Origin of the sequence: uncultured Algibacter sp. (assembly GCF_963976535.1) — a bacterium.
In the GTDB taxonomy this organism is placed as follows: Bacteria; Bacteroidota; Bacteroidia; order Flavobacteriales; family Flavobacteriaceae; genus Algibacter_B.
The window spans coordinates 1-25,064 of record NZ_CAXBLF010000033.1 but is presented as its reverse complement, the minus strand read 5'-3'; the positions used below and the strand labels follow the sequence as shown (position 1 = coordinate 25,064).

General features: G+C 30.4%; 22 protein-coding genes. 3 read left to right on the top strand and 19 right to left on the bottom strand.

From position 1 onward, the window contains the following. Positions 1–24 precede the first annotated feature (24 nt). The 18 genes from AAC024_RS10105 to AAC024_RS10020 all read right to left on the bottom strand — a co-directional run bounded on the left by AAC024_RS10105 (position 25) and on the right by AAC024_RS10020 (position 19,108). Positions 25–987: a glycosyltransferase family 10 gene (locus AAC024_RS10105; RefSeq protein WP_339895264.1), complete on the bottom strand. Its 963-nt coding sequence runs from the start codon at positions 985–987 to the stop codon at positions 25–27. Between the two features lie 39 nt (positions 988–1,026). Further along, complete coding sequence (locus AAC024_RS10100) at positions 1,027–1,839, bottom strand: polysaccharide pyruvyl transferase family protein (protein ID WP_339895263.1); 813 nt, start codon at positions 1,837–1,839, stop codon at positions 1,027–1,029. Between the two features lie 2 nt (positions 1,840–1,841). Beyond that, entirely contained in the window at positions 1,842–2,933 is a 1,092-nt protein-coding gene (locus AAC024_RS10095; RefSeq protein WP_339895262.1) for a glycosyltransferase, read from the bottom strand. 237 nt (positions 2,934–3,170) lie between these two features. Then, positions 3,171–4,325, bottom strand: coding sequence for a glycosyltransferase family 4 protein (locus tag AAC024_RS10090; protein WP_339895261.1), 1,155 nt, complete (start codon positions 4,323–4,325; stop codon positions 3,171–3,173). Beyond that, a complete protein-coding gene (locus AAC024_RS10085; RefSeq protein WP_339895260.1) occupies positions 4,326–5,594 on the bottom strand; it encodes a UDP-glycosyltransferase in 1,269 nt (422 codons plus the stop codon). Then, positions 5,591–6,535, bottom strand: a complete 945-nt coding sequence (locus AAC024_RS10080; protein WP_339895259.1) for a glycosyltransferase family 2 protein — start codon at positions 6,533–6,535, stop codon at positions 5,591–5,593. The genes AAC024_RS10085 and AAC024_RS10080 overlap by 4 nt, the downstream gene beginning before the upstream one ends. Then, the gene (locus AAC024_RS10075) at positions 6,532–7,452 is read right to left on the bottom strand and encodes a glycosyltransferase (protein ID WP_339895258.1); all 921 of its coding nucleotides are present in this window, start codon (positions 7,450–7,452) and stop codon (positions 6,532–6,534) included. Before AAC024_RS10075 ends, AAC024_RS10080 begins: the two co-directional genes overlap by 4 nt. 8 nt (positions 7,453–7,460) lie before the next feature. After that, positions 7,461–8,291 carry a glycosyltransferase family A protein gene (locus AAC024_RS10070; protein ID WP_339895257.1) on the bottom strand — a complete coding sequence of 277 codons (831 nt, stop codon included), beginning with the start codon at positions 8,289–8,291 and terminating at the stop codon, positions 7,461–7,463. Between the two features lie 11 nt (positions 8,292–8,302). After that, a complete protein-coding gene (locus AAC024_RS10065; protein ID WP_339895256.1) occupies positions 8,303–9,256 on the bottom strand; it encodes a glycosyltransferase family 2 protein in 954 nt (317 codons plus the stop codon). 96 nt (positions 9,257–9,352) lie between these two features. Beyond that, positions 9,353–10,177, bottom strand: coding sequence for a glycosyltransferase (locus AAC024_RS10060; protein WP_339895255.1), 825 nt, complete (start codon positions 10,175–10,177; stop codon positions 9,353–9,355). Positions 10,178–10,241: 64 nt separating this feature from the next. Then, positions 10,242–11,339, bottom strand: a complete 1,098-nt coding sequence (locus AAC024_RS10055; protein WP_339895254.1) for a glycosyltransferase — start codon at positions 11,337–11,339, stop codon at positions 10,242–10,244. Between the two features lie 3 nt (positions 11,340–11,342). Then, positions 11,343–12,047 (bottom strand): class I SAM-dependent methyltransferase, encoded by a 705-nt coding sequence (locus tag AAC024_RS10050; protein ID WP_339895253.1) that lies wholly within the window; start codon positions 12,045–12,047, stop codon positions 11,343–11,345. Next, entirely contained in the window at positions 12,040–12,798 is a 759-nt protein-coding gene (locus AAC024_RS10045) for a TylF/MycF/NovP-related O-methyltransferase (RefSeq protein ID WP_339895252.1), read from the bottom strand. Before AAC024_RS10045 ends, AAC024_RS10050 begins: the two co-directional genes overlap by 8 nt. Then, entirely contained in the window at positions 12,791–14,065 is a 1,275-nt protein-coding gene (locus tag AAC024_RS10040) for an ABC transporter ATP-binding protein (RefSeq protein WP_339895251.1), read from the bottom strand. The genes AAC024_RS10045 and AAC024_RS10040 overlap by 8 nt, the downstream gene beginning before the upstream one ends. A gap of 2 nt (positions 14,066–14,067) precedes the next feature. Continuing rightward, the gene (locus AAC024_RS10035) at positions 14,068–14,937 is read right to left on the bottom strand and encodes a class I SAM-dependent methyltransferase (RefSeq protein ID WP_339895250.1); all 870 of its coding nucleotides are present in this window, start codon (positions 14,935–14,937) and stop codon (positions 14,068–14,070) included. Continuing rightward, on the bottom strand, positions 14,937–15,827 hold the full coding sequence (locus AAC024_RS10030; RefSeq protein WP_339895249.1) for an ABC transporter permease: 891 nt from the start codon (positions 15,825–15,827) through the stop codon (positions 14,937–14,939). Before AAC024_RS10030 ends, AAC024_RS10035 begins: the two co-directional genes overlap by 1 nt. 17 nt (positions 15,828–15,844) lie before the next feature. After that, positions 15,845–18,310: a polysaccharide biosynthesis tyrosine autokinase gene (locus AAC024_RS10025; protein WP_339895248.1), complete on the bottom strand. Its 2,466-nt coding sequence runs from the start codon at positions 18,308–18,310 to the stop codon at positions 15,845–15,847. Between the two features lie 9 nt (positions 18,311–18,319). Then, entirely contained in the window at positions 18,320–19,108 is a 789-nt protein-coding gene (locus AAC024_RS10020) for a polysaccharide biosynthesis/export family protein (protein WP_339895247.1), read from the bottom strand. A gap of 104 nt (positions 19,109–19,212) precedes the next feature. Here AAC024_RS10020 and AAC024_RS10015 point away from each other — a divergent pair, with 104 nt between their 5' ends. Beyond that, on the top strand, positions 19,213–21,075 hold the full coding sequence (locus tag AAC024_RS10015; RefSeq protein WP_339895246.1) for an ABC-F family ATP-binding cassette domain-containing protein: 1,863 nt from the start codon (positions 19,213–19,215) through the stop codon (positions 21,073–21,075). A 135-nt stretch (positions 21,076–21,210) separates the two neighbouring features. After that, entirely contained in the window at positions 21,211–21,984 is a 774-nt protein-coding gene (locus AAC024_RS10010) for a class I SAM-dependent methyltransferase (protein ID WP_339895245.1), read from the top strand. 271 nt (positions 21,985–22,255) lie between these two features. Here the strand turns inward: AAC024_RS10010 and AAC024_RS10005 are convergent, their stop codons facing one another. Then, a complete protein-coding gene (locus AAC024_RS10005) occupies positions 22,256–24,343 on the bottom strand; it encodes a DUF5723 family protein (protein ID WP_339895244.1) in 2,088 nt (695 codons plus the stop codon). A 153-nt stretch (positions 24,344–24,496) separates the two neighbouring features. On the opposite strand from AAC024_RS10005, the gene AAC024_RS10000 reads away from it, so the two are divergent. Further along, positions 24,497–25,064: cob(I)yrinic acid a,c-diamide adenosyltransferase (locus AAC024_RS10000; protein WP_339895243.1), on the top strand; the 568-nt coding region annotated here is incomplete at its 3' end.

Sequence of the window (25,064 nt, the reverse complement as noted above, 5' to 3'; positions counted from 1 at the left end):
GATTTCTAAGAAAAATACATTCCATTAACTACTTTGAATAAAATTTACTTTTTCAACTATTTTAATCAGTATTTTTTTTCTTTCTTCTTTTCTAATAGATTCGCCATTTAAGCTTATGCTATTATATACAGAAATACACTTATTTAATCTTTGTACGTATTCAATATTCGAAAGTTCATCGATAAATTTAAACAACGCTTCAGGTGAATTTAATTTTGAATAATCAATAAAACTATCTTCTGGAAACAAATCATAAATATTAGTGCCTTCACCAAAATAAATTGGCAAACAATATGATTCTATACTATCCCAAATCTTTTCTGTAATATAATTTTTAGCAACCGTGTTTTCAAAACATAAATTAAAAGCATAGGTTTTTAACAATTCTTGTTTTCTGTCTTTCCAATTACCATATCTTGAGTCCTCTTTTGAAATGCCATCTGGCCAACCTTTACCAAAAACATCTATACGTTTTAATTTATGCCCTTCCACAGCAATTTTAGCCCTTGTAGCTATTAAATCTATATTAACATTAGCACGCATTAATGGCGGTGAATCAACACCTTTAAAATAGGACATTAAAGCTATTGTCCTTTTATTTTTTAATTGAAAATCACTAGGCAACAACTTTAAGTTTTTATTTATAAATTTATAACTACTAATGTTTGATAGATTTGTAACACAAACATCTTCAGTATAAATATTCATAAAGTGACATCTAAACAGGTTAAAAAAGATTCTTTTAGATTTTACAAAATGCGTATCAAACCTAGGTTCATTGGTCCATATTAAAAACGATTTCCCAAAAAAACCTCTCCATAAATGCTTTCTTAAATGTTTAATATTTTGAGATATAATAATATTTGATGCGCTTGGGCTATCACCAATTTCGACACCATTCTCTGATAAAAAATCTAAATCTCCATTAATAAAATCACCAAAAGGCGTGTAGGTGAAATTTGATGCTTTAAATAATTTAACAGACATAAAGTATTGATTTTATTGTGCGCAATATAAGCCGCTTCTTTAAAATGGACAAACTCGCATTAAACCATCTTTGAGGTTATTTACCTGTAATATATTTGGGATTGCTATATCTTTTACGAATAGTTTTTCTAAATCTTTATTATCGTTTAACAATTCTATGGAAAAAGGAACATATGGTTTAATTTTTACCGATTTAAAATAATCTTTAAACTTAATATCGTCTCCAAAAAGTTTATCAGAAAACTTTATCCATAGGGCTGGTATTTGATATGCATGAGATACTATAATGCCATGTAAAGATGACGACATAATGTGTTTACATTGTAGAATTTGATTAGTTGTATCTTCTATACTATTAGTCATTAAATCAATAACAACTACATCTTTTAAATGGCTAAAACGATTTTTAACAAACTCATAATCAACATAATGCGGTATTATGCCTAATTGATATTTTTTATCAATTTCAGGATTATAATAATCTGGCAAAAGCAAAGCAGGATCACCATATATTTCTGGAACTTGATACCCTTGCTCTAATAAGGCTTTTCGAGTTTCTGGGCCTCTAACTGCCAAAAACTTTGCTGGTTTTACTATTTGATTTTGATTAATAATTCCGCTACCCCAAACAATACATTTTTTATTAACGTGCGCTAAAATACTACCAGCTGTAACATAAATAGGTTGCCAAAAATCTAGAATACTAAACTTTTTAGGGTGAGAAAAGAGCGCTTTTTTATTCGATATTTTTTCAACTAAATATTTACCTAAAACATCCCCATAATTCTCTTTAGGTTTTCCCATAAGCAAAGATTCACTCCACCAAAACAATCGTATCTTTTTGCCGCTCATCCTTAATTTCTTAAATCTATAGTAAATTCAATCGTTTTTAAATCTTCAAAAACTTGATAAACATAATTATGGTTTCTGTAATTGAAGAGTATTTTTTGCAATATCAAGTCATTCACCTCCTTCATAGATAAATATGGTTGTGTTTGCTTATTCAGCGCCGTTTTAAGTCTATATTTTGACGACCCATAAAAAGCTGCTTCTTTGATAATTATTTTAACAATAGCGTTTTCAAAAAGTGGTAACTCATAATTTAAAACATGAATAACCTTTGCTTCCACATTATCAATCTCTAGTGTTTCTGAAGGGTTTTTAAGTATTTCATAATCTGAATGCAAGTAGTATTTTCTACTTTCAACTTTATCTAAAACAAACTTTTGGGTTTCTTTATGTCTCAAGAAATGCCTTTGATTTAAACGTTGAATATTTGATAAGCGCGGCATTACTGTTAAGTTCTCTTGAGCTTTTTGCGGGTATCTTTCATGCCATTGATGGAGTAATAGGTTCGCTTCACACCTATTTGTTTTATAACCGGCTGCTTCTAATCTGAAATTCAAATCTTCATCTTCAGATCCATAAAAATGAAAGAACTCATCTAAACCTCCAACTTTTTTCAATGCTACTTTAGGAAACAATCCCACCCCAAAGGTATCGCCATAATGCTTTGGTTTTAAAGCTTTAAAACTTGAATTCTCTATAGCCTTTGAAGTCACACTTTCTGGTAAATAACCAATTTTAAATAAGGTGAACTCATTTAGACTTACTAATGAATCTATTATTTCTGAAAAATCTGGAGCGACTAATACGTCTACATCAGAAATAAAAATAGCTCCTGTTTTTGCCTTTGTAATTCCGTAATTAAGTGCTTTGCTTTTATTCCACAATAAGCCTTTATGCCCTATATAATGGTAAGTTGCAAAGTCAAAAGTTTCAACTACTTCTTTTATGTTTTCAGCATACTTAGCCGTACTACCATAATCAACAAAAACCACATCAAAATTTATATGCTTTTGTTTTTTTAGCGACAATAAAGATAGCCTAACCCTATTGGGGTCTCTATTTCTGTAAGCATATAAAATTGTAAAAGTATTAGTCATTTAAAAATTAAAACTCAATTTTAATGGTTAGACTTAAAATTATAAACTGAAAAGTAAGGCTTTTTAAAATTTCAGAAAAATTATCTCTAGAATACCTAAAATTTTTATGCGCAATTGATAAACAACATGGCCATAAATGAAGGTTTGCCTATTGACAATAATCAAATTATCTAAATCCATATGCCCTTTAAGTTTTGCTCTTAAAATTAATTGGCACCTATTTTTTGTAAACCCCACTTATTGTTTTTTAATACTATTATTCTCAATCTCACTATATTTTTCCAACACGCCTTTTTTAATAGTTGAATACTCTAATTTATCTCGTAACTCTCTATTTAAATTAAAAGCATTTTCTATTAATGAAGGATTATGAATGGCATGCTTTATTTTGCTCTCAATTTCATTAACATCATGGCTATCAATAATTAATGTGCCATTTTGCCCGTCGTTTATAATTTCTGATGTTGCATTACCAGGATTTGATTGCATGGGGTAAGCTCCCATAATAATAGCTTCTAACAAAGTATTTGGCATCCCATCAGAAATTGAATTCCCTATATACATATAACTTTGCCCCATTAATTTTAGTAAGTCTTTATGTGTTAGTTTACCTGTACAACTCAAGTTTTCCCAAGTACTTAACCCGGTAATTTCTACATGTTTTTTAACCTCATAGTTTTCAGAAAAAATTACAATATCAAAATTAGATAACTCATCCTTCAAATTTTTAATGGCATCTAAAACGACGTTACATCGCCCAAATTTATGCTGATAGCCTTTTATTAAAATTGTTTTTCTGTTTTCAAAAGGTGTATTAAAAGCCTCATAGTCTGAAATAGGGTAACCTCCTCCTCCTGGAAAAGCACCTAAAAACTCACCATTAAAACCATGAGTTTTTGCTATCTGATAATCGCGTTTGCAATCTGTAAATAGGTAATCTATATATGGCAATGTTTTTTGCATGCCTTCTAGATATTTTTTTTCAGTTTGATAATGAAACAAATCGCTTCCCCAAGAAGAATATATCCATTTTATATTCGGATATTTCTGCATAACGCTTAAAATAGGAACACAGGATACGTACATTACAAAACTATGTACTACATCTGGTTTTATATCTTTTATAAATTCCTCAAAAACTTTTGTTGTTTTACGGTCATTAAAAACCTGAATTTTTTGATATACTTTAGGGAATCTTTTTTTTATAAAAAAACGCCCAGGAAAATCCCATTTACGCTTCCAGCCTACAATTTGATTTACCCATGATATAGTTTCAACTTTCGTGTCACCATCATTTAAATCAAACCAATACACCTCATGCCCAGCGTCTTTTAGTTGATTAGTCCATCTAAAAAAATGAATAGACGACATGGATACCATTAAAATTTTCATCTAAACATTTTCTTTTTTAACTTCACTTAATAAAACGTCTTTCACATAATCTTCTGAAAGATAATGTAACAAATCAGGTCTGTTTAGCTTTAAATTATTCGCATCTTGTCTCCAAATTTCATACAATTCAACAAGTGCTTTTGTTAACTTTTCAATGTCATCAAAATCAAATAAATACGGATAATCATCGCCTAAAAGGCGCTTGCATTCACTATAATGTGGCCCAATTAGTAAAATAGGTTTATTAGCTGCTACACAATGCGGAAACTTACCTGGTAAAAAAGGGCTGATTTCAGATTTTGCTTCTAAAATAACGTTAACAGAAGTATGCTGTTGCATGGCATAAACCCAACTAAAAGACTCATAATCATCACTTACATAAAGCTGTGCTATACTTTGCTGTTTTAGTTTTAGATAGTCTTGAAAAATGGACTTTTTTCCTATGAACAATAAAGCAGAATCATTTTTAGCTTCAGGTTTTATATTTAAAAATTGTTGAAATGCTTCAATCATAGGAAACGGATCTCTCAAATTCAATAAATTGCCCGCGTGTAAAATATTAAACTTTTTACCATCAAAATACTCTGGCAATTGGTTTTGATTGCTTTTGGTTGTAACCAATGGATGCGGTAAAATAATACTCTTTTCTTTCACATCTATATAATAGCTTTCCATCCATTCTTTTAAAAGTAGACTTGGAAATACTATTTTGTGAGCCTTCTTTGTAATATCCATAAAAAAATAACGCTTCTTTTTATATCCATATTCTATAAAATTATAGGGTCTTGGATATAAATGATGCGGATATGGGTCATGCACAAAAGCATACCACTTATGATGCCATTTTGGGATTTTTAATAAAGCTGCATGTGAACGGAAACTGGATCCTTGACTAAATGTCCAAACCATATTATATTGTTCAATATCAACTTTTTTTATGGTTTTATAAATACTATTTCTGTCATTAAAAAATCCGAAAGAGAAACCAAATAAAGCGTTAGTAACTTTACCAATATCTACCTTTAACCAGCGTAATGATAATCTATGCATCCTACTTAATAAGTACATCGTATTAAATTTGGATTCATAAATAGAAGTACATTTCACACCATCAATACTAATTTTTTTTTGGGTGTAATGATACACGTCCGGATTAAAACCTGCTAACTTAAAACTGTTTATAAAAGCCAAACGCCCCTTAGCTGCACTATTAGCATTCACATCTAAAGATTCTGTTATTATTAATATTTTTAATGATGCTATACTCATAATTTAAACAGTGTTTCGCCACGTCTAGTAATTCTATAGATGGGAATGTATAAAAAAATGATTTTTATAAGACTCATCCTATATTCTGCAATATAAATAATAGAAATCAGTTTTAAAGTTTGTTTAAAAAGCACTTTGTCATATTTAAAATATATTGCTTTTTTAACTGCTTGAAGCATTTTATTTAGCAAAGCTTTTTGATACGGTTTTTTTAATCGTTTTTCAACATATAGTTTCTTTAAAATGATATACCGAGATAAAAAAGCAGACTCAAACTTCGTTTTTGAAGCATCCTTTCCAATACGATCTTCATGCCTTCTAACAAAAACTGTTACTAAATTAAAACTAAAAAAATTCAAACCTTCCATTACTTGTGATAAATGAAAAGTCCACTCTTGAGAGCTTGATAAATCTTCTCTAAATGGTCTAGAAGGCAATTCTGATTGTTTCCATAAAACCGCAGCTGTTTGCCAACTTACTTTTGAAGTTAACATATCTTCTATTAAATCATTCTTTGAAAAAATATTAGACCATTTCTGTTCACTATCACCTATAAATTCAACAAATGTTCCTGCTTCTGATACAGATGCATTAATAGCCTTATGATCCTCATAAACTAATAAATGTTCTTGAATATGATTTTCGGTCAATAAATCATCGCTATCTAGCCAATTTATAAAATCTCCCTTACTGTTTTCTAATCCAAAATTCCTGCATGCATTTGCACCTTTTAAACGATTAGATGGTCTTTTAAAATACCGAAATCTTGAATCGTTTACACAAAACTGCTTAACAATTTCATCTGTATTATCATTAGAATGATCATCAACAACTAAACACTCAAAATTACTATGTAATTGATTTTGAACACTTTTTAAGGTATCCAAAATAAGATGCCCTCTGTTATAGGTTGGAATAATTATTGAAACTAAAACACTCATGAAATATAATGATACCCTTTTTTTATGTTAGTAGACCTACTGGCCATTATTTCTATTTCTGTATTCTTTGCTAAGCTAAGTTTTTTATAATACCCCTTGGCATGGGTTAAGTTAAACTTCAATAAAGATTTAAGTATGTCTTTTCTGGATTTAGTAATTTCTTTTTTGAAAGCTTCTTTTGAAAACGGTAAATTAATATCGGCATATTTTAAAGCAATAAGTTTCTTATAGGCTGTAAAATATTTTTTAGAAAAATCAACTTCTAATTTGGTATTTCTTTTTTCTCTATCATGTTTTATTAAAGCAAAGTTTGCAATACCAATTTTAATATTATGAAACCTTGCACGCTGACAATAATTTTCGTCTTCACCATAATGAAAAAACAATGGATCAAACCCTCCAATAACACTTAAACAATCTTTAGAAATTAACCAAGCTGCTGCATTTACAAACAAAACATCAAGAACCTTTGGCTTAGATGTTTTTTCTAAAAAGCTATTTGAATATGAATGGTTTGTGGTTAAGTATTTCTTAAATTGAAAATCTAAACCTGTTCCTTTTCCATTATAATGTGTGGGACTTAAAATGCCATATTCGGTATTTTTAATATTGAATTCAACCAGTTTAGTTAAAGCATTATCTTCAATATAAACATCTTGATTCATCAAAAACACATGAGATACATCACGTTTAAGTGCCTCAGAAATACCTAGATTATTAGCCTTACCAAAACCTAAATTAGTGTCCTGAGGAAAAATTAAGACATCAGGAAAGTTTGATTGTACAAATAAAACCGTCTCATCCTTTGAATTATTATCAACCAAAATCACTTCTGCTTGATCATTTATAGAACTAAGACAACGTTCTATCCAAGGCATGGCATTATATGATACAATTATGCAATAAACTTTAGCCATTTATATATCTACTTTTTTCTAGTTTTAAAAGTAAGGGTATTAAATATCACTTTCAACGCGTTTGATCTGCTAAATTTTAATGCGTCATAATCACGTTTCATCTTATTCATTTTTTTTACCAATTCTGGATAGCTTCCAATATGTTTTATAAAAAAATCAATGTGTTTTTTTGAAATATACTCGTAAAGCGTTTTATAATGACTTGATAAAATGGATCGATTTCTGGATTGTTTATTAATACGATAAAAGAAACAAACTTTTTGTATTTGATACACTTGCGCACCGTCTTTTAAAAGATGAATCCAGAATTCCCAATCTTCAAGACCCTGTTTCATATTCTCATCAAATCCGCCTACGCTTTCCCAATCTGCTTTCTTAAAAAAAGCAGCATTAAAGATAATGTTAGATTCTGCCATGCGTTGTAAACTGAATTCTGGCAAATCCCATTTACCATTTTGTTCCCCAAATTTTTCAGCCTCACTATAAACCAAAGACAGGTTTGGCTTAGTTGAAAAGGCATCTACGGCCAATTGCACATAATCTTCTGAAATTAAATCGTCTGCGTCCAAACATAAAACGAACCGCCCTTTTGAAGATTTAATACCTGCATTTCTTGCTGCAGAAACCCCTTGATTGGATTGATTTATAAACTTAAACCTGACATCTTTAGTCACCCATTTTTTAGCTATTTCTTCGGTACTATCCTCAGAACCATCATTTACTATAATACATTCCCAATCTTTATAAAATTGTTGCAGTACAGATTCCAAAGCCTCATTAAGATACTGGGATTGATTATAACATGGTACAATTATGGAAACTAATTTGTTATTAGCCATATATCTTTTTATTAATCAGTTTTGAAACGTTTTCCTTTAAAAATGAATTCTCCTTTATTAAAAATAGCATAGAAAAAGTATGAAATCATGAGTTTCATTCTATAAAAAAAGGTTAAGTCTTCACAAAAAAACAATTGCTTTTTCAATATTTTAATAGCGGTACTAAAATCTCTTTTCTTTAAGTATTGCTTATACTGGGTTATGAAATATTTAATAAGATAATTATTTTTAATTTTCTTTTCTTTTAAAAAATTAAATACTTTTTCTCTAGCGACTAGGTAATTCAGCTCCCTTTTTTCTATGTCATTATTATATGAAATACTCTCTAAATGTCGCCTTATATAGACTAAAGATTTTTCAGTAACATGATACGTAGGGGATACAAATAATGCTCTACAATGGAATTCCCATTCTTGAGCCGCTTGCAATTCCTCATCAAATAAATAATCCAATTTAAGCAAAAACTCTTTTTTCCATACTGCAGAGGGTGTCATCCAAATAATTTTCCGTGATAAATAATCTTCAAAAGACTTGTCAGAATAAATTATTCCATGTCTTAATCCAATAATATTTTCAATAGAATTTTCAAAAACTAAAGTTTGACAAACCGAAAAACTAAATTCACTTTTCTCTAAAGCTTCAACTTGAATTTTAAGCTTATCCTGATGCATAAAATCATCACTATCAAACCAGTTAATATATGTGCCCTGACTTAATTTAAATCCGTAATTACGGCATGAATTTGCTCCCTTTGGACTTGAATTAGGGCGGTGGTGAAACTGAAAACGTTTATCTTTTAAACAAAACTCTGTTAGTATTTTTTCCGTATCATCAGTCGATCCATCATCAACCACAATACATTCCAAATGAGTATAGGTTTGCTCCTTGATACTATTTAAAGTTTCTAGAATAAGGTTTGCCCTATTATAAGTTGGAATAATAATTGAAACTAATGGAGAACTCAAGATTTTTATTTATTTGTGCTAAAAGTAATAATAAAAGCTATACTCTAAAAAGAAAGCATCATATTCTCAAGAATAGACTCTTATTAAAGCTAAATATTATTTTGTTAGTTTGTTAACGATTCTTCTGAATAATTTAAGAATAGCTTTTAAATTTGACTTAGCAAAAATACCTACTATTGAAAGCGGGTGGTCTATTAGTTTCTCTTTGTAAATTAAGCCAAAATCTTCATTATTAATTTTATAAATTCTCTTTAAGTTGTTTTTAGTATCATTAAGTTTATTTTCTTGATGAACCAGTTCTATCCACAACTTATTTTTATTATAATCAATAATATGAGTTGATGTTTTCCAATCTTGATGCATTTTAGAAATTACTGTTTTAATGTCTTTTACACTCTCTACAACACTTATAAATGGATTAAAACGACTTGTAAATTCTCTAATTTCAGAATGTGGTTCTCCTAAAGTAATGGAGTGCCCTTTTCTTAAATCAATAACCAAATTATCTTCAGGTTTATATAATTCCTGGATTGTTTTAATGAAGTCTTTATGAATAAGGTCATCGTTATCGAGTCTTGTTGTAATTACATAATTATCGTCTTTACTAATATCATTAGTTATGTACTCAATAAATGATTGCTCAAGATTTTCATTACCGTCTATAAAAACTGGCTTAAAATTCGAATAATTTTTTGAAATGGATTCTATTTTATCTCTGTATTCAACTGGTGTTTTAATATCAAAAAAAACACACCATATAAAGTTCTGACATGTTTGATTTTTAACCGATAATAAGCAATAATTCTCAAAAAGTACAAACCTATTTTTTAACCATTTATCAGTTAAAACAAGCTCACCATTCTTTGAGGTTTTCCATTCTTTAAATGTTAAATTAAATCTTGTAAGTAAATAATGTTTCATTATTTATTTTTAAGTATTTCTTCGTTTTATGCGCTTGTATTGCGATTATATAATATTGCTTCAACTAAATTTCTTCTAAAATATTTTGAAGCTTATTTATGTGCCGCTCCATACTAAAATTAGTTTTGATGTTATTTTTACCTTGTTCACCTAGGGTTTTAGCATAATCTAGATTGTCTAACAATTGTTGCATGTGGGTACTTATTGTTTTCACATCATGCTCGTTACTTAACAAACCAGTCTCTTCATGTATTACAACATCAGGAATCCCAGCATGATATGTTGAAATAATAGGTAAACCTGCTGCGCTAGATTCTAAAACAGCAAGTGGTGTACCCTCCATATCGCCATTATCTGCAGTTATAGAATGTTGAACAAAAGCCAAAGATTCTGATAAATAACCTCTAAAAACATCTGGAGTAATAACACCTAAAAATATTACATTTTGAGCTATATTATAATGGTTAACTAAGTTCTTACATGTATTAAGCAATTCACCATCTCCACCCATTAACAATTTAGCTCCAGGATGCTTATTCAAAACCTCTTTAAATGCCATTATAGTATAATACGGTGCTTTTTTATTGGTAAATCTACCAATAGCTATAAACTGTTTCTTATTAAACTTAGCCTGTACCTGTAAAAACTCAGGATGAGGCCCATAAACATTATAAACTAATATGTTTTTTGGACAACCTATTTGCAATAGCATTTCTTCCATTTTTTTTGAAACGGCTATTACGCTATCAGCTATTTCAAATAAATCTTTATAATAATTACATTGTTTTATTGTACGTTTTAAACTAGCGTCATACCCATGAAAATGGATAGCAAAAGGAATATTTATTCTTTTAAGGACTGGGAGTAAATGGTATGCATGTGTTCCATACTCGATTAAAACTTTATCTATTTTATTCTTTTTTATTGAGCGTTCAACAAGTTTTGTCCAAATATAATTACTAGGTTTTTTAAAAAATTTCGAGAACAACTTTAAGCTTAATCGAGATATTTTATCAGAAAAATTTGGTTGATAGTGTTCTAATCTAATAGTATCTGCTCTACCATAATAATAAAACACCTCATCTTTCAGAAAGTTTTTATGTGCCTGAATAAAGGTTTCAGAGTACGGATTTTTACTTGGAGAGAATATAGCAATCTTCATATTTTACTTTTTTTTGGCAGTACCGTATAACCCCGTTATCATTTGTCCGTCCGTAAATAATACCTTTTCATTTTTATCGAGCTCCAACAACTTTTTAATAACTGGTTTAATTAAAAAAGACAAGTATTTTCTTTTAGAACTAGACATAGGGCTTCGCCTTACCCACAATCCTAACATTTGTGCCATAGACGCATGCCAACCACCAGTTGCAGCAATTTCTATGTCCATAAAGCCTGAGTTTTCTAAATGACGCCTTAAAGAAAATGGTGTATACCGATATTCATCGTGAGGTGCTTCATGTAAATTCCATAAAAATGGTACTGTAAAAAAGAAAACACCATCTGGTTTTAAAACACGATTTACTTCTTTTAAAACAACTTCCGGCTCTGGACAATGCTCTAAAACCTCGGTTGCAAAAGCACAATCAAAACTTAAATCTTCAAATGGCATAATGGTACCATCCCAAGTAAAATCTGGCTTTACATGACTATCATATAGTAATGCGTTTTCTATATCTAAGCCAACATAATTATTTACTTTAGAGTTATTTAAAATATACGCTTTATATGGCATTTTTCCAGAACCAACATCTAACAACTCACCTTTAAACAGAGGGATTGTTTTTTTTATAGCACTAAAAATAGAAGACCTTATTTGATAACGATCTAAGTTTTCTGTAGCAAAATCGATATTTGTAAAATTATCCATCTTCAAGTTTAACACCAATTCTACAAGTATAATCTACCCTGCTTAAAAACAACTTGATATTATGTTTTAAAACATACTCATCAATTGCTTTTCTACATCCTTTCCAATGGCCATAATCATCAATAATAATAACGCCTCCTTTAATTAATCTAGGAAACAAATGAACCATTTCATGCATTGTAGATTCATACCAATCGGTATCTAATCTTAAAACCGCTATTTTATCTGGAATTGTTTCAGGTATGGTATCTTCAACTTTACCTTGAACAAAACTAATCTTATCCTTTGGGTAATTGGTTGTATGTATATTATTTTCAACTTCAGATAAACTAGAATAGCATTCTATTCGTTTCCAATATTCATCTTTTGTTTGATATGCCTTATGAGCAGATTCATCTTTAAATGATTTATCTTCTTTAGTTGGCTCACTCATCCCTTCAAAAGTATCATACAAATAAATACTTCTGTTTTTATTTTTCAAAGCTAATAAAGCAGCCATTGAACTTCCCCCTTTCCACACACCACATTCAACTATACTGCCTTCAATATTATGATCTTCAATATAATTTATAGCTCGAACAAAACTTACTATACGTTCAGGTGAAGTCATTGTAAACGATTTTACCCTGTTTACAATATCAAGCTCATCATTAGAAAAATCTGAATAATTATTTTTTTGAAAAACTTTGTATTCAGCGAAAAACTTTTTAAAAATTTTTGTCTTTATTTTTTGCTTAATTTCTTTATACATCCTCTTTATTAAATGTCTTCCACTCCATTTCTTCAATATATTTACACGTGTTTTTTTGCCAATGGTATTCAGATCTTACTGTTTTCATCATTTGTAGTTTAAAATGACATACCGAATCTAAGAAATCGAATTTCTCTTTTGTTCTTGAATTAGACAAATGTACTAACAACGAATAATTACCGCTATATAGTTTCGGGTTTGGGTAACTACATTGAAATGTGTATTGTCCTTTTTTTCTTTTAATATCATTATCAGCATCAAATACCCATGAATGTGTAATTGGCACACTAAACTCATCAATAATTTGAAAAGACAATGCTAAATATTCAGTATCAAATGGTAAATCTAGTGTAAAAACAAACTTAATTTCTTTTCCAAATTCATGTACATTATTTGGCAAACTTGTTTGTATTTCTGCAAATATAACTTTTGGGTTTCTTACCTCTCCTTTGTAATTATAGTTTAATTGTTTATCGTCACCTTTAAGGTATTCTTTTATACCGCTATCTGTATCACCTTCATAATTTACTTTTCCATCTTTTAGCACAATAACACGATCGGTTAGTAATGAAATAGCGTTCATATCATGACTTACAAATAAAACTGTTCGTCCTTCACCCTTACTAATATCTTGCATTTTACCAACGGCTTTCTTTTGGAATTCGGCATCGCCAACAGCCAAAACCTCATCAATAACCAAAATATCTGGTTCGAGATGGGCAGCTACTGCAAACGCCAAACGCACTCTCATACCAGAAGAATAACGCTTAACTGGCGTATCAATATAACGTTGACAACCACTAAAATTGATAATTTCAGCTTCTTTTTGTTGTATTTCCTTTTTAGTCATTCCTAAAATCGCACCATTAAGGTAAATATTTTCAAGTCCCGTCATTTCTGGATGAAAACCTGTACCCACTTCAAGTAACGATGCAATGCGCCCTTTAGTTTTAATTTCGCCTGTAGTTGGCCCAGTAACTCTAGAGAGTATTTTTAAAAGTGTTGATTTACCAGCTCCATTTTTACCAATTATACCTAATACCTCGCCTCGCTTAACTTCAAAATTAATATCCTGCAATGCCCAAACATAATCACTACTGCCTTTTGTACTTCTATCGTTGGTTTCGCCTATTTTTAAATACGGATCTTCCTTGCCTCTTACCATATGCCACCATCGCGTTAAATCATGGCTTAAAGTACCCGAACTAACCACACCTAAACGGTATTGCTTAGAAATATTTTCAGCCTTTAAAATTATATTAGACATGCTTAATTGATTCTTGGTGTTTTATAAATAATAGTTTGACTTCTTGCTCCAAAATATTGAATAAATCTTGGTGCATATTTTTCTATTTTTAACGCTATTCTTCTATATTTTCTAACCGTTTTTGTTGAAAAAGGTAAAATACGATAAAAACGCTCTAACATGCCCATTGGTATAATTTCAGTTTTACTAAAAAACTGATGCCCTAATTGTTTAAAATGTTTCGAACTATTATCGCGATGTGGGTGCGGATCTGAATCTTCCCATTGTTTAAAAGCTTTTGGACTAAATAATTTTGAAGGTCTATTATCCATTGGAACAGCCCATCGTAACTCATCCAAAAAATTACTATTTATAGCAGGTTCAAAAAAACGTGCTTCGCCTTCTGGTTTTAAAACTTGATTAATTTTTTTTATAACTTCTAATTCGTGTTCTAATGTTAAATGATGTAAAAAAGCTTTACCTATAACCATATCTAGTGATTGTTTTGGTAAATTATGATCAGTAAAATCTCCTTTTACAAATACAATATCATATTCAAATTTATAATTGGCGTTTAGAGCATTAATAATATCACTACTATATTCTGAAATATCATTAGCTATAACTTCGGCTCCTAAAGCTGCTAAAACAGCAACATTAGCACAGTTACCACAGCCCAACTCCATTATTTTTTTACCTTTAACCGTGTCTTTAAAATTATTTACATACATGCCAACCCAACTAATATCTGTAGTTGTGGCATCATTTAAAAATGAATCTAAGTTATTTAAGGTCTTTATAAGTCCACTAACATTGACCTTTTTATATTTCTTATCATAAAAGTCCTTGTTCTTGTTAATGTTTGAAATACTTTCGTTTTTAATCTCTTCCATTATACCGTATCTATAAAACTTTTTTCAGTTTTATTAAAAATAATTAAGCCTATTATAAATAATACAGAACTTATCAAAATAACATATAAAAGCTTTACTAAAGAAAAATCTCCTGCACCAAGTGCAATAAATCTAAACGCTTCTATAATTGTTGTCATTGGATTATATTCTATAAGTATACCAGCTAATTTAGGAATACTACCTTCTGCCACCTTTGTTTTAATCAATTCTAAAGGATACATAACCGCTGAAGCATACATTAATAATTGGACCCCAAAAGTAACTAAGTATGACAAATCTCTATATTTTGTAGTCATTGAGGATATAATCATACCAAAACCTAACCCCAAAAGCCCCATAAAAAACACCAATACAGGCAAAATAATTAACTCAATTTGTGGTGATGCATGTATTGCTTGATTAGTAAAAAACGCAAAATACAGGTAAAAACAAACAAATACCAACAACTGAATCCCAAACTTTATAAGGTTTGAAACGACTACCGATATAGGCATAATAACTCTAGGGAAATAAACTTTTCCAAAAATATTTTGATTCTTCCTAAATGTATCACTTGTACCCATCAAACACTCCTTAAAATAGTTCCAAAAGGTAATTCCTGCTAAATTAAACAGAAAAGGGGGTATACCATCTCCTGTAGAAATATTAGCAATATTATTAAATATTAAGGTGAAAATTATTGATGTGAAAAGTGGTTGAATGAAGTACCACAACGGTCCTAAAATAGTTTGCTTATATAAAGTAACGACGTTCCTTTTAACGAACAAAAAAAGCAAATCACGATAACGCCAAATCTCTTTAAGATTTAAATCAATTAATTTTTTCTTTGGAGAAATTGAGTAAAGCCAATTTACATTTTTATTAGTCAATGTATTCTTAGTTTAATTTATAATTTAAAAAAAGATTTAATTCGAGACATGGATGTGTTTTTAATAGAGTCTTCATCGTTATAACCTTTGCCATAACTACCATAACCGTAGCCATAACCATAGCCATAGCCATAACCATAACCATATTTCCCTTTCTGATTATAACCATTATACACAAAACTCAAATTTTTTATTTCACCCTTATTATATTTAGTATTTATAAGGTTTATCATACCCTTTTTAGTATAGTCTTGTCTTACAACATATATTGTAGCATCTACATATTCTGTAAGCTCTAGAGCATCAGCAACTAACCCTATTGGTGGTGTATCTAAAACAATATAATCATAAGACTTTTTGAGCACAGCTACTAAATCATCCATTCTTTCTCCTATTAATAACTCTGAAGGATTTGGTGGAACAGGGCCAGAAGTAATAACATCTAAATTTGGCACTTTTGTTTTTTGCAATACCTCATCAATATCCTTTTGCCCAATTAAATAGTTAACCACACCAATATCATTCTTTATATCAAAATCGCCAAATATCTTAGGCTTTCTAAGGTCTAAACCTACCAAAATAGTTCTTTTACCACTCATAGCAAGAACCGTTGCTATATTAATAGAGCAAAATGTTTTCCCTTCGCCACTTACAGATGATGTAACCATTACTGTTTTGGCACCTTCAAGACTGTGTTTTTTATAAAAATATTGCAAACTAGACCTTATGGATCTAAATGCCTCTGATATTGTCGATTTAGGTTTTAAGTGAACCACCATATTATTCTCTAAATCACTTTTACCTACAACCCCTAATAGTGGAATATTAGATAAATTTTCTAGAACTTTAGGATTATGTAATTTATTATCGAAAAAAGTAATAAAGAAAGCTAATAATAGTGGTGGCAATAATCCTCCAATAATGGCAAATAAATAACGTGAACTCAACTTTAAATCTATGGGTGTTGCCCCTGTATCTTTAGCTTTATCGATGATTAAGATATCTGAAACACTCGCCGATTTTATAATATCTGCTTCGCCACGCTTAGCTAAAAACATATTATAGGTTTGTTCGCTTAATGAATATTGTCTTTGAATATCAAACAATTTTTGTTGCGCTTTTGGTAGCATTCTAATTTTAGCTTCTTGAATTGCTATTTTAGAATTTACATTTTGCAATATTCTTTTTAATTCATTGGTTGTAGAACTGATGTTTTCTAAAAGAACTGTTTTTAATCCTTCTATTTGTCTATTAAGATCAGCAAAAATTGTAGCGTCTTTTCTAACAGTTGACCCATATTTAGATTTCTGTACTGATAAATTATTTATTTTACCAATATTAGCAAGTATATTAGAGTCATCAATTCCAGCAATAGCAGGAGCTGGCACTTCTGTAAAGGTATCGCTTGTTTCTAAATAGGTTTTTAAACTAGCATAATAAGCTAGTTTTCTAATTATATTTTCTTTTTCTAACTCTAATGAAGTAAGTTTATTATTTATTGCAGAACTTTCATCATTTAAGTTAAATATTTTATTTTTTTGCTTATAATTATTTAAAGAATCGGCATTTAAAGTTAATTGTGATTTCACACGATCTAACTGCTCATCAATAAACGAAATGGTATTTGTAACAAATTGATTTTTTCTATTTAATTGATCTTCACTTAAAACTTTTACAGTTTCATTTAAGTAGTCAACAATTTTTGCTTTATTAACATCAACCATGCTTAAATTTAGTATAGCAGAGTTTCTAGGGTTATTTATTGATAATTTACTTCTATAAGCTCCAACTACCGCATCAAAATCATTAAACGCTATAAAATATTCTTCATTTACTGATGCTTTTCTATCTTCCTTTATATTTAAAATAGTATTTATAAATGGGAGAGTTATAGTATCTCCAATATTATATACCTTTTTAAATTCGCCCACTTGAACATCTAGAGTAGTTTTACTTTTATCAGTGTAATTTTGAGTTTGTACTAAATTGGATTCAAAATTTATGTAAAGCTCATATTTATTATTTTCAAGAAACGTTATTCGAATAGGTGAATTTAATATTTGATATGTATCTGGTATTAAATCAATCTTAAAAGGTGCATAACTATATATGTCATCTTTCCTAAATCTAGACTGTTTAAGATAATTAATATAAAACTCAAGATTATCAACTACTTTTTCATGAATAGATCTTGACGTCAGAGAATTCATGGTTGTTTGTACTTTTCCAGAAACGCCTCCCCAATTAAATGTTAAGCTAGTTGTTGATGTAAACAAAGGATTAGACTCATCTTCAATAGAAATTTGAGTTCCTAATCTATAAGATTGTTGCGTACGAATATTTTGTTGATATACTACAAATATGCCAATTCCAATAAATAAAATAAATAGTTTCCAGTAGCTTAAAACACGAAACAAGAACGCCTTTATATCAAATGAAGGTTGTTGCGATTGTGATTCTGAAACATCGAATTCATCTTCCATAATACCTATCTAAAGATTCTTTGTTAAAAAATAAGTGGACACTAAAACAGACAATATAGATGCAATTGTAGTTAAATTTTGAATAGCTGTTTGTCCAGCACCTATAGCTTTACGTTTAAGTGGCTTAACTAAAATAATATCGTTAGGCTGTATGAAGTAAAATGGCGATTGCATCGCCGAAATATCCGTTAAATCTATATGATGAATTTTTTGACCATCAGGATATTGCCTAATTATTAAAACATCTTTTCTATCTCCTGTCGAAGGAATATCCCCTGCATTTGCTAAAGCTTCGATAATATTAACGCGATCTTGAAAAAGCGTATACACACCTGAACCAATCTCTCCAATTGTAGTATATTTTAGGCCTGCTAATTTTACAGTAACAAAAAGTTCTGCATCTTCTTTGAAATATTGTTTTAAAAGTTCACTCTTAACTTTTTCCTTTATTTCATTAATTGTGAATCCTAATACATTAATTTTTCCTAAAATTGGAAATTCAATGTTCCCATGTAAATCTACCGTAAAACCACTAAAATATAACCCACCACCTTGAGAAGAACCATTAGCACTTTCAACTGGATTAAATATACTTACAAGTTCTGGATCTAAAGCTTTAACATTTATACTTAATATATCACTTATTTGTACCCTATATGGTTTTGATAATTCTTTAAGTTGAAGAGCTACATCAGAAACATTCCCTTTATCTTGAAGGTAAACTAAATCTTTATTAGTAATACAAGAAGAAAACAAAACACAAATTATTAAGCAAATACTTAAAAAATAGCTCTTCATATTGAGGCACATTGATTTATCACAAATATAAGTTTTCGAGTTGAACAATAAAACTAATGGAGGTTTTTTTGGTTTTTTGTACGTTATTTGCAAAAAACTTTCCTTTGAATTATCTAACAGTTGAAAACATATCTAAATCTTATGGAGAACTCACACTCTTTGAAAATATTTCATTTAGTGTCCATAAAGACCAAAAAATAGCATTTGTTGCAAAAAATGGAACAGGTAAAACGTCCATTTTAAATATTTTATCTGGTGATGATACTTCTGATTCAGGCGACGTTATATTTAGAAAAGATATTAAGGTTGCCTTTCTATCGCAAGATCCTAAATTTGATGAAAAACTAACTATTGAAGACACCATTCTAGCTAGTGATAACCCTATTTTAAAAGTGATTTCGAATTATGAAAAAGCGCTTTTAAACTCAGAAGATACTGAAACATATCAGGCTGCTTTTGATGCTATGGAACATCATCAAGCCTGGAATTTCGAAACCCTTTATAAACAAATTCTTTTCAAATTGAAGCTTGAAAATTTAGGAGATAAAGTAAGCACGCTCTCTGGTGGGCAAAAAAAACGACTCGCACTCGCAAATGCTTTAATCAATAAACCCGATTTACTAGTTTTAGATGAACCTACAAATCATTTAGATTTAGAAATGATAGAATGGTTAGAATCTTTTTTTGCTAAAGAAAACATCACGCTTTTTATGGTGACTCACGACAGATACTTTCTGGAACGTGTGTGTAATGAAATTATTGAATTAGACGATGGTGAACTACACTGTTATAAAGGTAATTACTCTTACTACTTAGAAAAGCGAGATGCAAGAATAGAACAACAAGCTGTAGAAACAGGCAAAGCAAAGCAACTGTTTAAGAAGGAACTGGATTGGATGCGACGCCAGCCTAAAGCCCGAACCACCAAATCTAAATCTAGAATTGATGATTTTGCAGATATAAAACATCGTGCGCACCAACGCAGAAATGACCATGAGGTTCAGTTAGAGCTTAATATGGAACGTTTGGGAAGTAAAATTCTAGAATTCCATAAAGTATCAAAAGCATATAAAGATAAAACCATTTTAGATGGATTTAATTATATGTTTCAAAAAGGAGAACGTGTTGGTATTATTGGAAAAAATGGCACTGGAAAAACTACTTTTCTGAATATACTTACTGAAACGGCTAAACCAGATTCGGGAAAAGTTATAACTGGAGACACTATTAAATTTGGCTATTACACACAAAATGGAATTACCATAAAACCCGAACAAAAAGTTATTGATGTTATTCGTGAATTTGGTGATTATATTCCATTAAAAAAAGGAAAACAAATAAGCGCACAACAACTTTTAGAACGTTTTTTATTTAGCAGAAAAAAACAACATGATTTTGTTGAAAAACTTAGTGGTGGTGAGCGTAAACGATTGTATTTATGTACGGTTTTAATTCAGAATCCTAACTTTTTAATTCTTGATGAACCAACAAACGATTTAGATATAGTAACGCTTAATGTTTTGGAAAGTTTTCTTTTAGATTTTCCAGGATGTGTTATTGTTGTAACGCACGATCGTTATTTTATGGATAAAGTAATAGATCATCTATTTATTTTTAAAGGTGATGGTATTATTGAAAATTTTCCAGGAAATTATACAGATTACCGAGTTTATGAAGACTGTCAGCCTGTGATTTCAAAAACTTCAGTGGACAAAAAAGACAAACAACCTTCAAAACAAAATGAAGCCTCTAAGCTTTCTTATAATGAAGAAAAAGAACTAAAAAACATTGAGAGTAAATTAAAATCATTGGCATTTGACAAAAAGGAACTGGAAAATAAGTTTCACAATCCTGATTTATCTCAAGACAATATCAATAAATTATCTAAAGAGTTACAAAAAATCATAGATAGCATTGAAGCTAAAGAAGAACGTTGGTTCGAATTATCTTCTAAATTGGAAGGTTAAAGTTCTCTCGCAAAGACGCAGAGACGCAAAGTTTTTTGCCTGACAACAACCCTGTCCCCTCGAGCGCAGTCGAGAGGTTTTAGTTAACATGTAAACAAAATTAGGTCTCGACTGCGCTCGACCAGACATAGAAATATGTTTTACCAAATAAAGCAATACATAAAATTCATCATAAAATCAACCAATCAACACGGTGTACACTCCCCTTTCGTGTATGATTTGGTTACCAAATGTTTTTATGATAAAACCAATTACGAAGCCTATAATACTATTTTGAATTATAGAAAATCGTTACTTGAAAGTAACACTAAAATTAAAGTCAAAGATTTAGGGGCTGGTTCACAAGTCATGAAACATCAAGAACGTTCAGTTTCTGATATCACTAAAAAAGCTGGCACAACTCATACAAGAGCAAAACTTCTATACAGACTCACTAATTATTTTAAACCAAATAACATTTTAGAGTTAGGAACTTCCTTAGGCATTGCAACACATGCTATGAATTTAGGAAATCCCAAAGCTAAAATCACATCTATTGAGGGTTGCCCGAACACCTCAGCGTTTTCAAAAAATCAATTAAAGATTCAAGATTCTGAACATATAAATATTATTACTGGAAATTTTAATACTGAAATTGAAAAACTAAGTTCAAATAGATATAATCTTATTTTCTTTGATGGAAACCATCAAAAAAAAGCGACTTTAAAATATTTTGAAATGGTATTAAAAACAGCTAATAATGATTCTGTTTTTATTTTTGATGATATTTATTGGTCTGAAAGCATGACTGAAGCGTGGGAAATTATAAAAGAACATCCTAAAGTCACAGTTACTATTGACACCTTTTTTTGGGGTTTTGTTTTCTTTAGAAATGAACAAGTAAAAGAACACTTTAAAATTAGAGTTTAGTTTAAAAAACAACCTTACACTAGCTAAGTGGATTCCTGCCTTCGCAGGAATGACAAAAAAAAACTCAGTACTTATTAAATGCTGAGTTTTTGATTATTATTTTTAAGTACATGACAAAAATTAATTTTGAGAAATAAACTACTCGCAATTTTCAGGATAAAAAAGACCTGACAGGTTTTTTTAACGAAAAAGCCATAATATGCTATATGAGTGTAGCTTTCTATTCTAAATTTTTGTCATGTACTAAATTAGTATTTAATAAAAGTTTTTTCTACTTCACTAAGTTAATTTCTACTCTTCTATTTTGTTTCCTACCTGCTTTATACATATTGGTAGCAATTGGTTTTCTTTCACCATATCCTATAGCTGATAATCGACTTGAATCTATACCATTTTCAACTAAAAAGCTTTTAACAGCATTAGCTCTAGCATCAGATAATCTTTTGTTTAACCCATAACTACCAATACTATCCGTATGACCTTCAATTGTAAATCTGGCATTAGAATACTCTTTTAAAACCACTATGATATCAGATAAAACTTGATTAGACTGGTCGCTTATAGAAGAAGTGCCATAATCAAACAAGATAACTTTAGCATAATCATTCAATGTTTTTTGAAGCTCTTGTATCACAGCTTCAGGGCAACCATTGTTAGCAACGGTACCAACGGCATCGATACAATCATCATCTTTATCAAAAACACCATCACCATCAGTATCTCTCCAAGGGCAACCTTTATTATCTGCAGGACCAGCTTCTTCCGGGCAAGCATCAAGCTTATCTATAATACCATCCTCATCCTTATCGCCCCAGGGGCATCCTTTATTTTCTTCTGAGCCCGCTACCTCTGGACATTCATCAACATTATCTAATAAACCATCCTCATCTGCATCTCCCCAAGGACAACCATTATTCTCAACTGGTCCTGATACTTTTGGGCAATCATCAAATTTATCAATAATGCCATCTTCATCCTTATCTTTTGGGACACCTTGATATACTGGTATTTTTAATCCTGCATACACATCTGCTTCTCTATTATTGTCACTTGTAAATGCAGAAATTACAGACCCTGAACCTATGTATAGTGGTCCAGCTCTTAAACCTGCTCCCATTCTAAAACCATTATTTTCAATAACACTTAAAGGCATATAAAAACTAAACCATTTACTCTCAAAACGTGGAGTTAACGACACTGTGTTTAATACACGATTTGCACTTATTCTATCTTTAGACATCAATGAAAAATCGGTATTCAAATTTAAATACACTTTGTTAGTAAAACTCCAGTCTACATTAACGTGTAGTGCTGTTGGTAAATCAATTTTATACCCTGTAGCAGAATTAGTTTGTGTGTAAAACGTGTTTAATGCAGTTCCGAAATCTGCCTGGGCTTCAAATTGATTTTGGTTGACATCCGTATCAGTAATATTGAATGCTTCTCTAATACCATCTTTATAATCAATAAAACCAATATCTGTAACAGATACGCCTATTTTTAATTTGTACTTATTCTTGTCTTTAAAATTATATGAATTAGAATCGTCTGCTTTATAATCTCCATACTTTGGTCTCCATTCATAAATAACACCAAAATCGACACCTAAACCATTAGCATTATCAGGCGTTTTATAATCATAATCATCATTATCAAACTCATCATAACGTGCATACGTTAGATTCCCACTAGAGTCTATACTTCCCACTGTTACACCACCGCCTAGATCAGTACCATCATCATCAATATCAATGGTAATGTCTTCACCGAGAATATAAGAACTTCCTAGACCTTGTAAATACTTTAACGAAACACCACCTTTTAAAAAGTGCTGATTTTTATTCAACAAAACTCTTGCATAAGAAATACCAAACTCTGCCCAAGAATGGGCTACAGCATTTATGTTTTCTTCAGTAATGCTAACATCGTATGTAGAATCATCATCTATTGAGGCAATAGAAGCTCCATCAACACTATTAACATTCCCAAAAGCCCTAGCTCTAGAAAAGATGGCTAAAGAGCTATTTTCGGTAAGATTAAACATAAAAGATGGCCCTAGAATATCAGCATTTATTGCTCCACTATTTGCATCTTTTGGATGTTTTTTTGATTCCAAATCAAAACTATATCCATTTTTTGTTGCGTCAAAAAGATTAATACCAAAATAATCGTTACTTCCAAATATACTTGCTCCTGCAAGATTAATATCTGTTTTAAAACGAGAATCGGCAATATTTGCTGGATTAGAAATTACACCATGCACACCACTGTAATTATCAGTAAGAAAACCGATGTAGGATTGCGCATTTAATAGAGAGGTAAACGTGAAAAAAAGTAATAATGCCGTAATTTTTTTCATAGTATGAGTTTGTTATAATAGCTTAAAACAAATTTAATTAATAAATTACTTACAAATTGACTCGCTAAATCTTAATTTATAAAGAAGATATTAACAACCTTTATTGATTTAGTAACCTTTGTAATACTCTTAAAAATACTATAACTTCGTGCTATGAAGATTTACACCAAAACAGGAGACAAAGGCACCACCGCATTATTTGGAGGTACTCGCGTACCCAAACATCATATTAGAATTGAAAGTTATGGAACTGTTGATGAATTAAACTCACATTTGGGCTTAATTCGCGACCAAGACATCCATCAAGATTATAAAGATTTATTGATGAAAATTCAGGATCGATTATTTACAATTGGTGCTATTTTAGCAACCGACCCTGAAAAAGCGATTTTAAAAAATGGTAAGGAAAGATTAAACATCGAGAAAATTTCTACTGAAGATATTGAACGCTTAGAACAGGAAATGGATACCATGAACGAGGCGCTACCACCTATGACGCATTTTGTGCTTCCTGGTGGCCATCAAACGGTGTCATTCTGTCACATAGCCCGATGTGTATGCCGTAGAGCGGAACGTTTAGCTTCTGCGCTTAACGATTTAGAACCTTTTGAGGCAAATGCACTGACTTATTTAAACCGTCTTTCTGACTATCTTTTTGTATTGGCACGAAAGTTGTCATTTGACTTACAAGCGAATGAAATTAAGTGGATTCCTGAGAAAA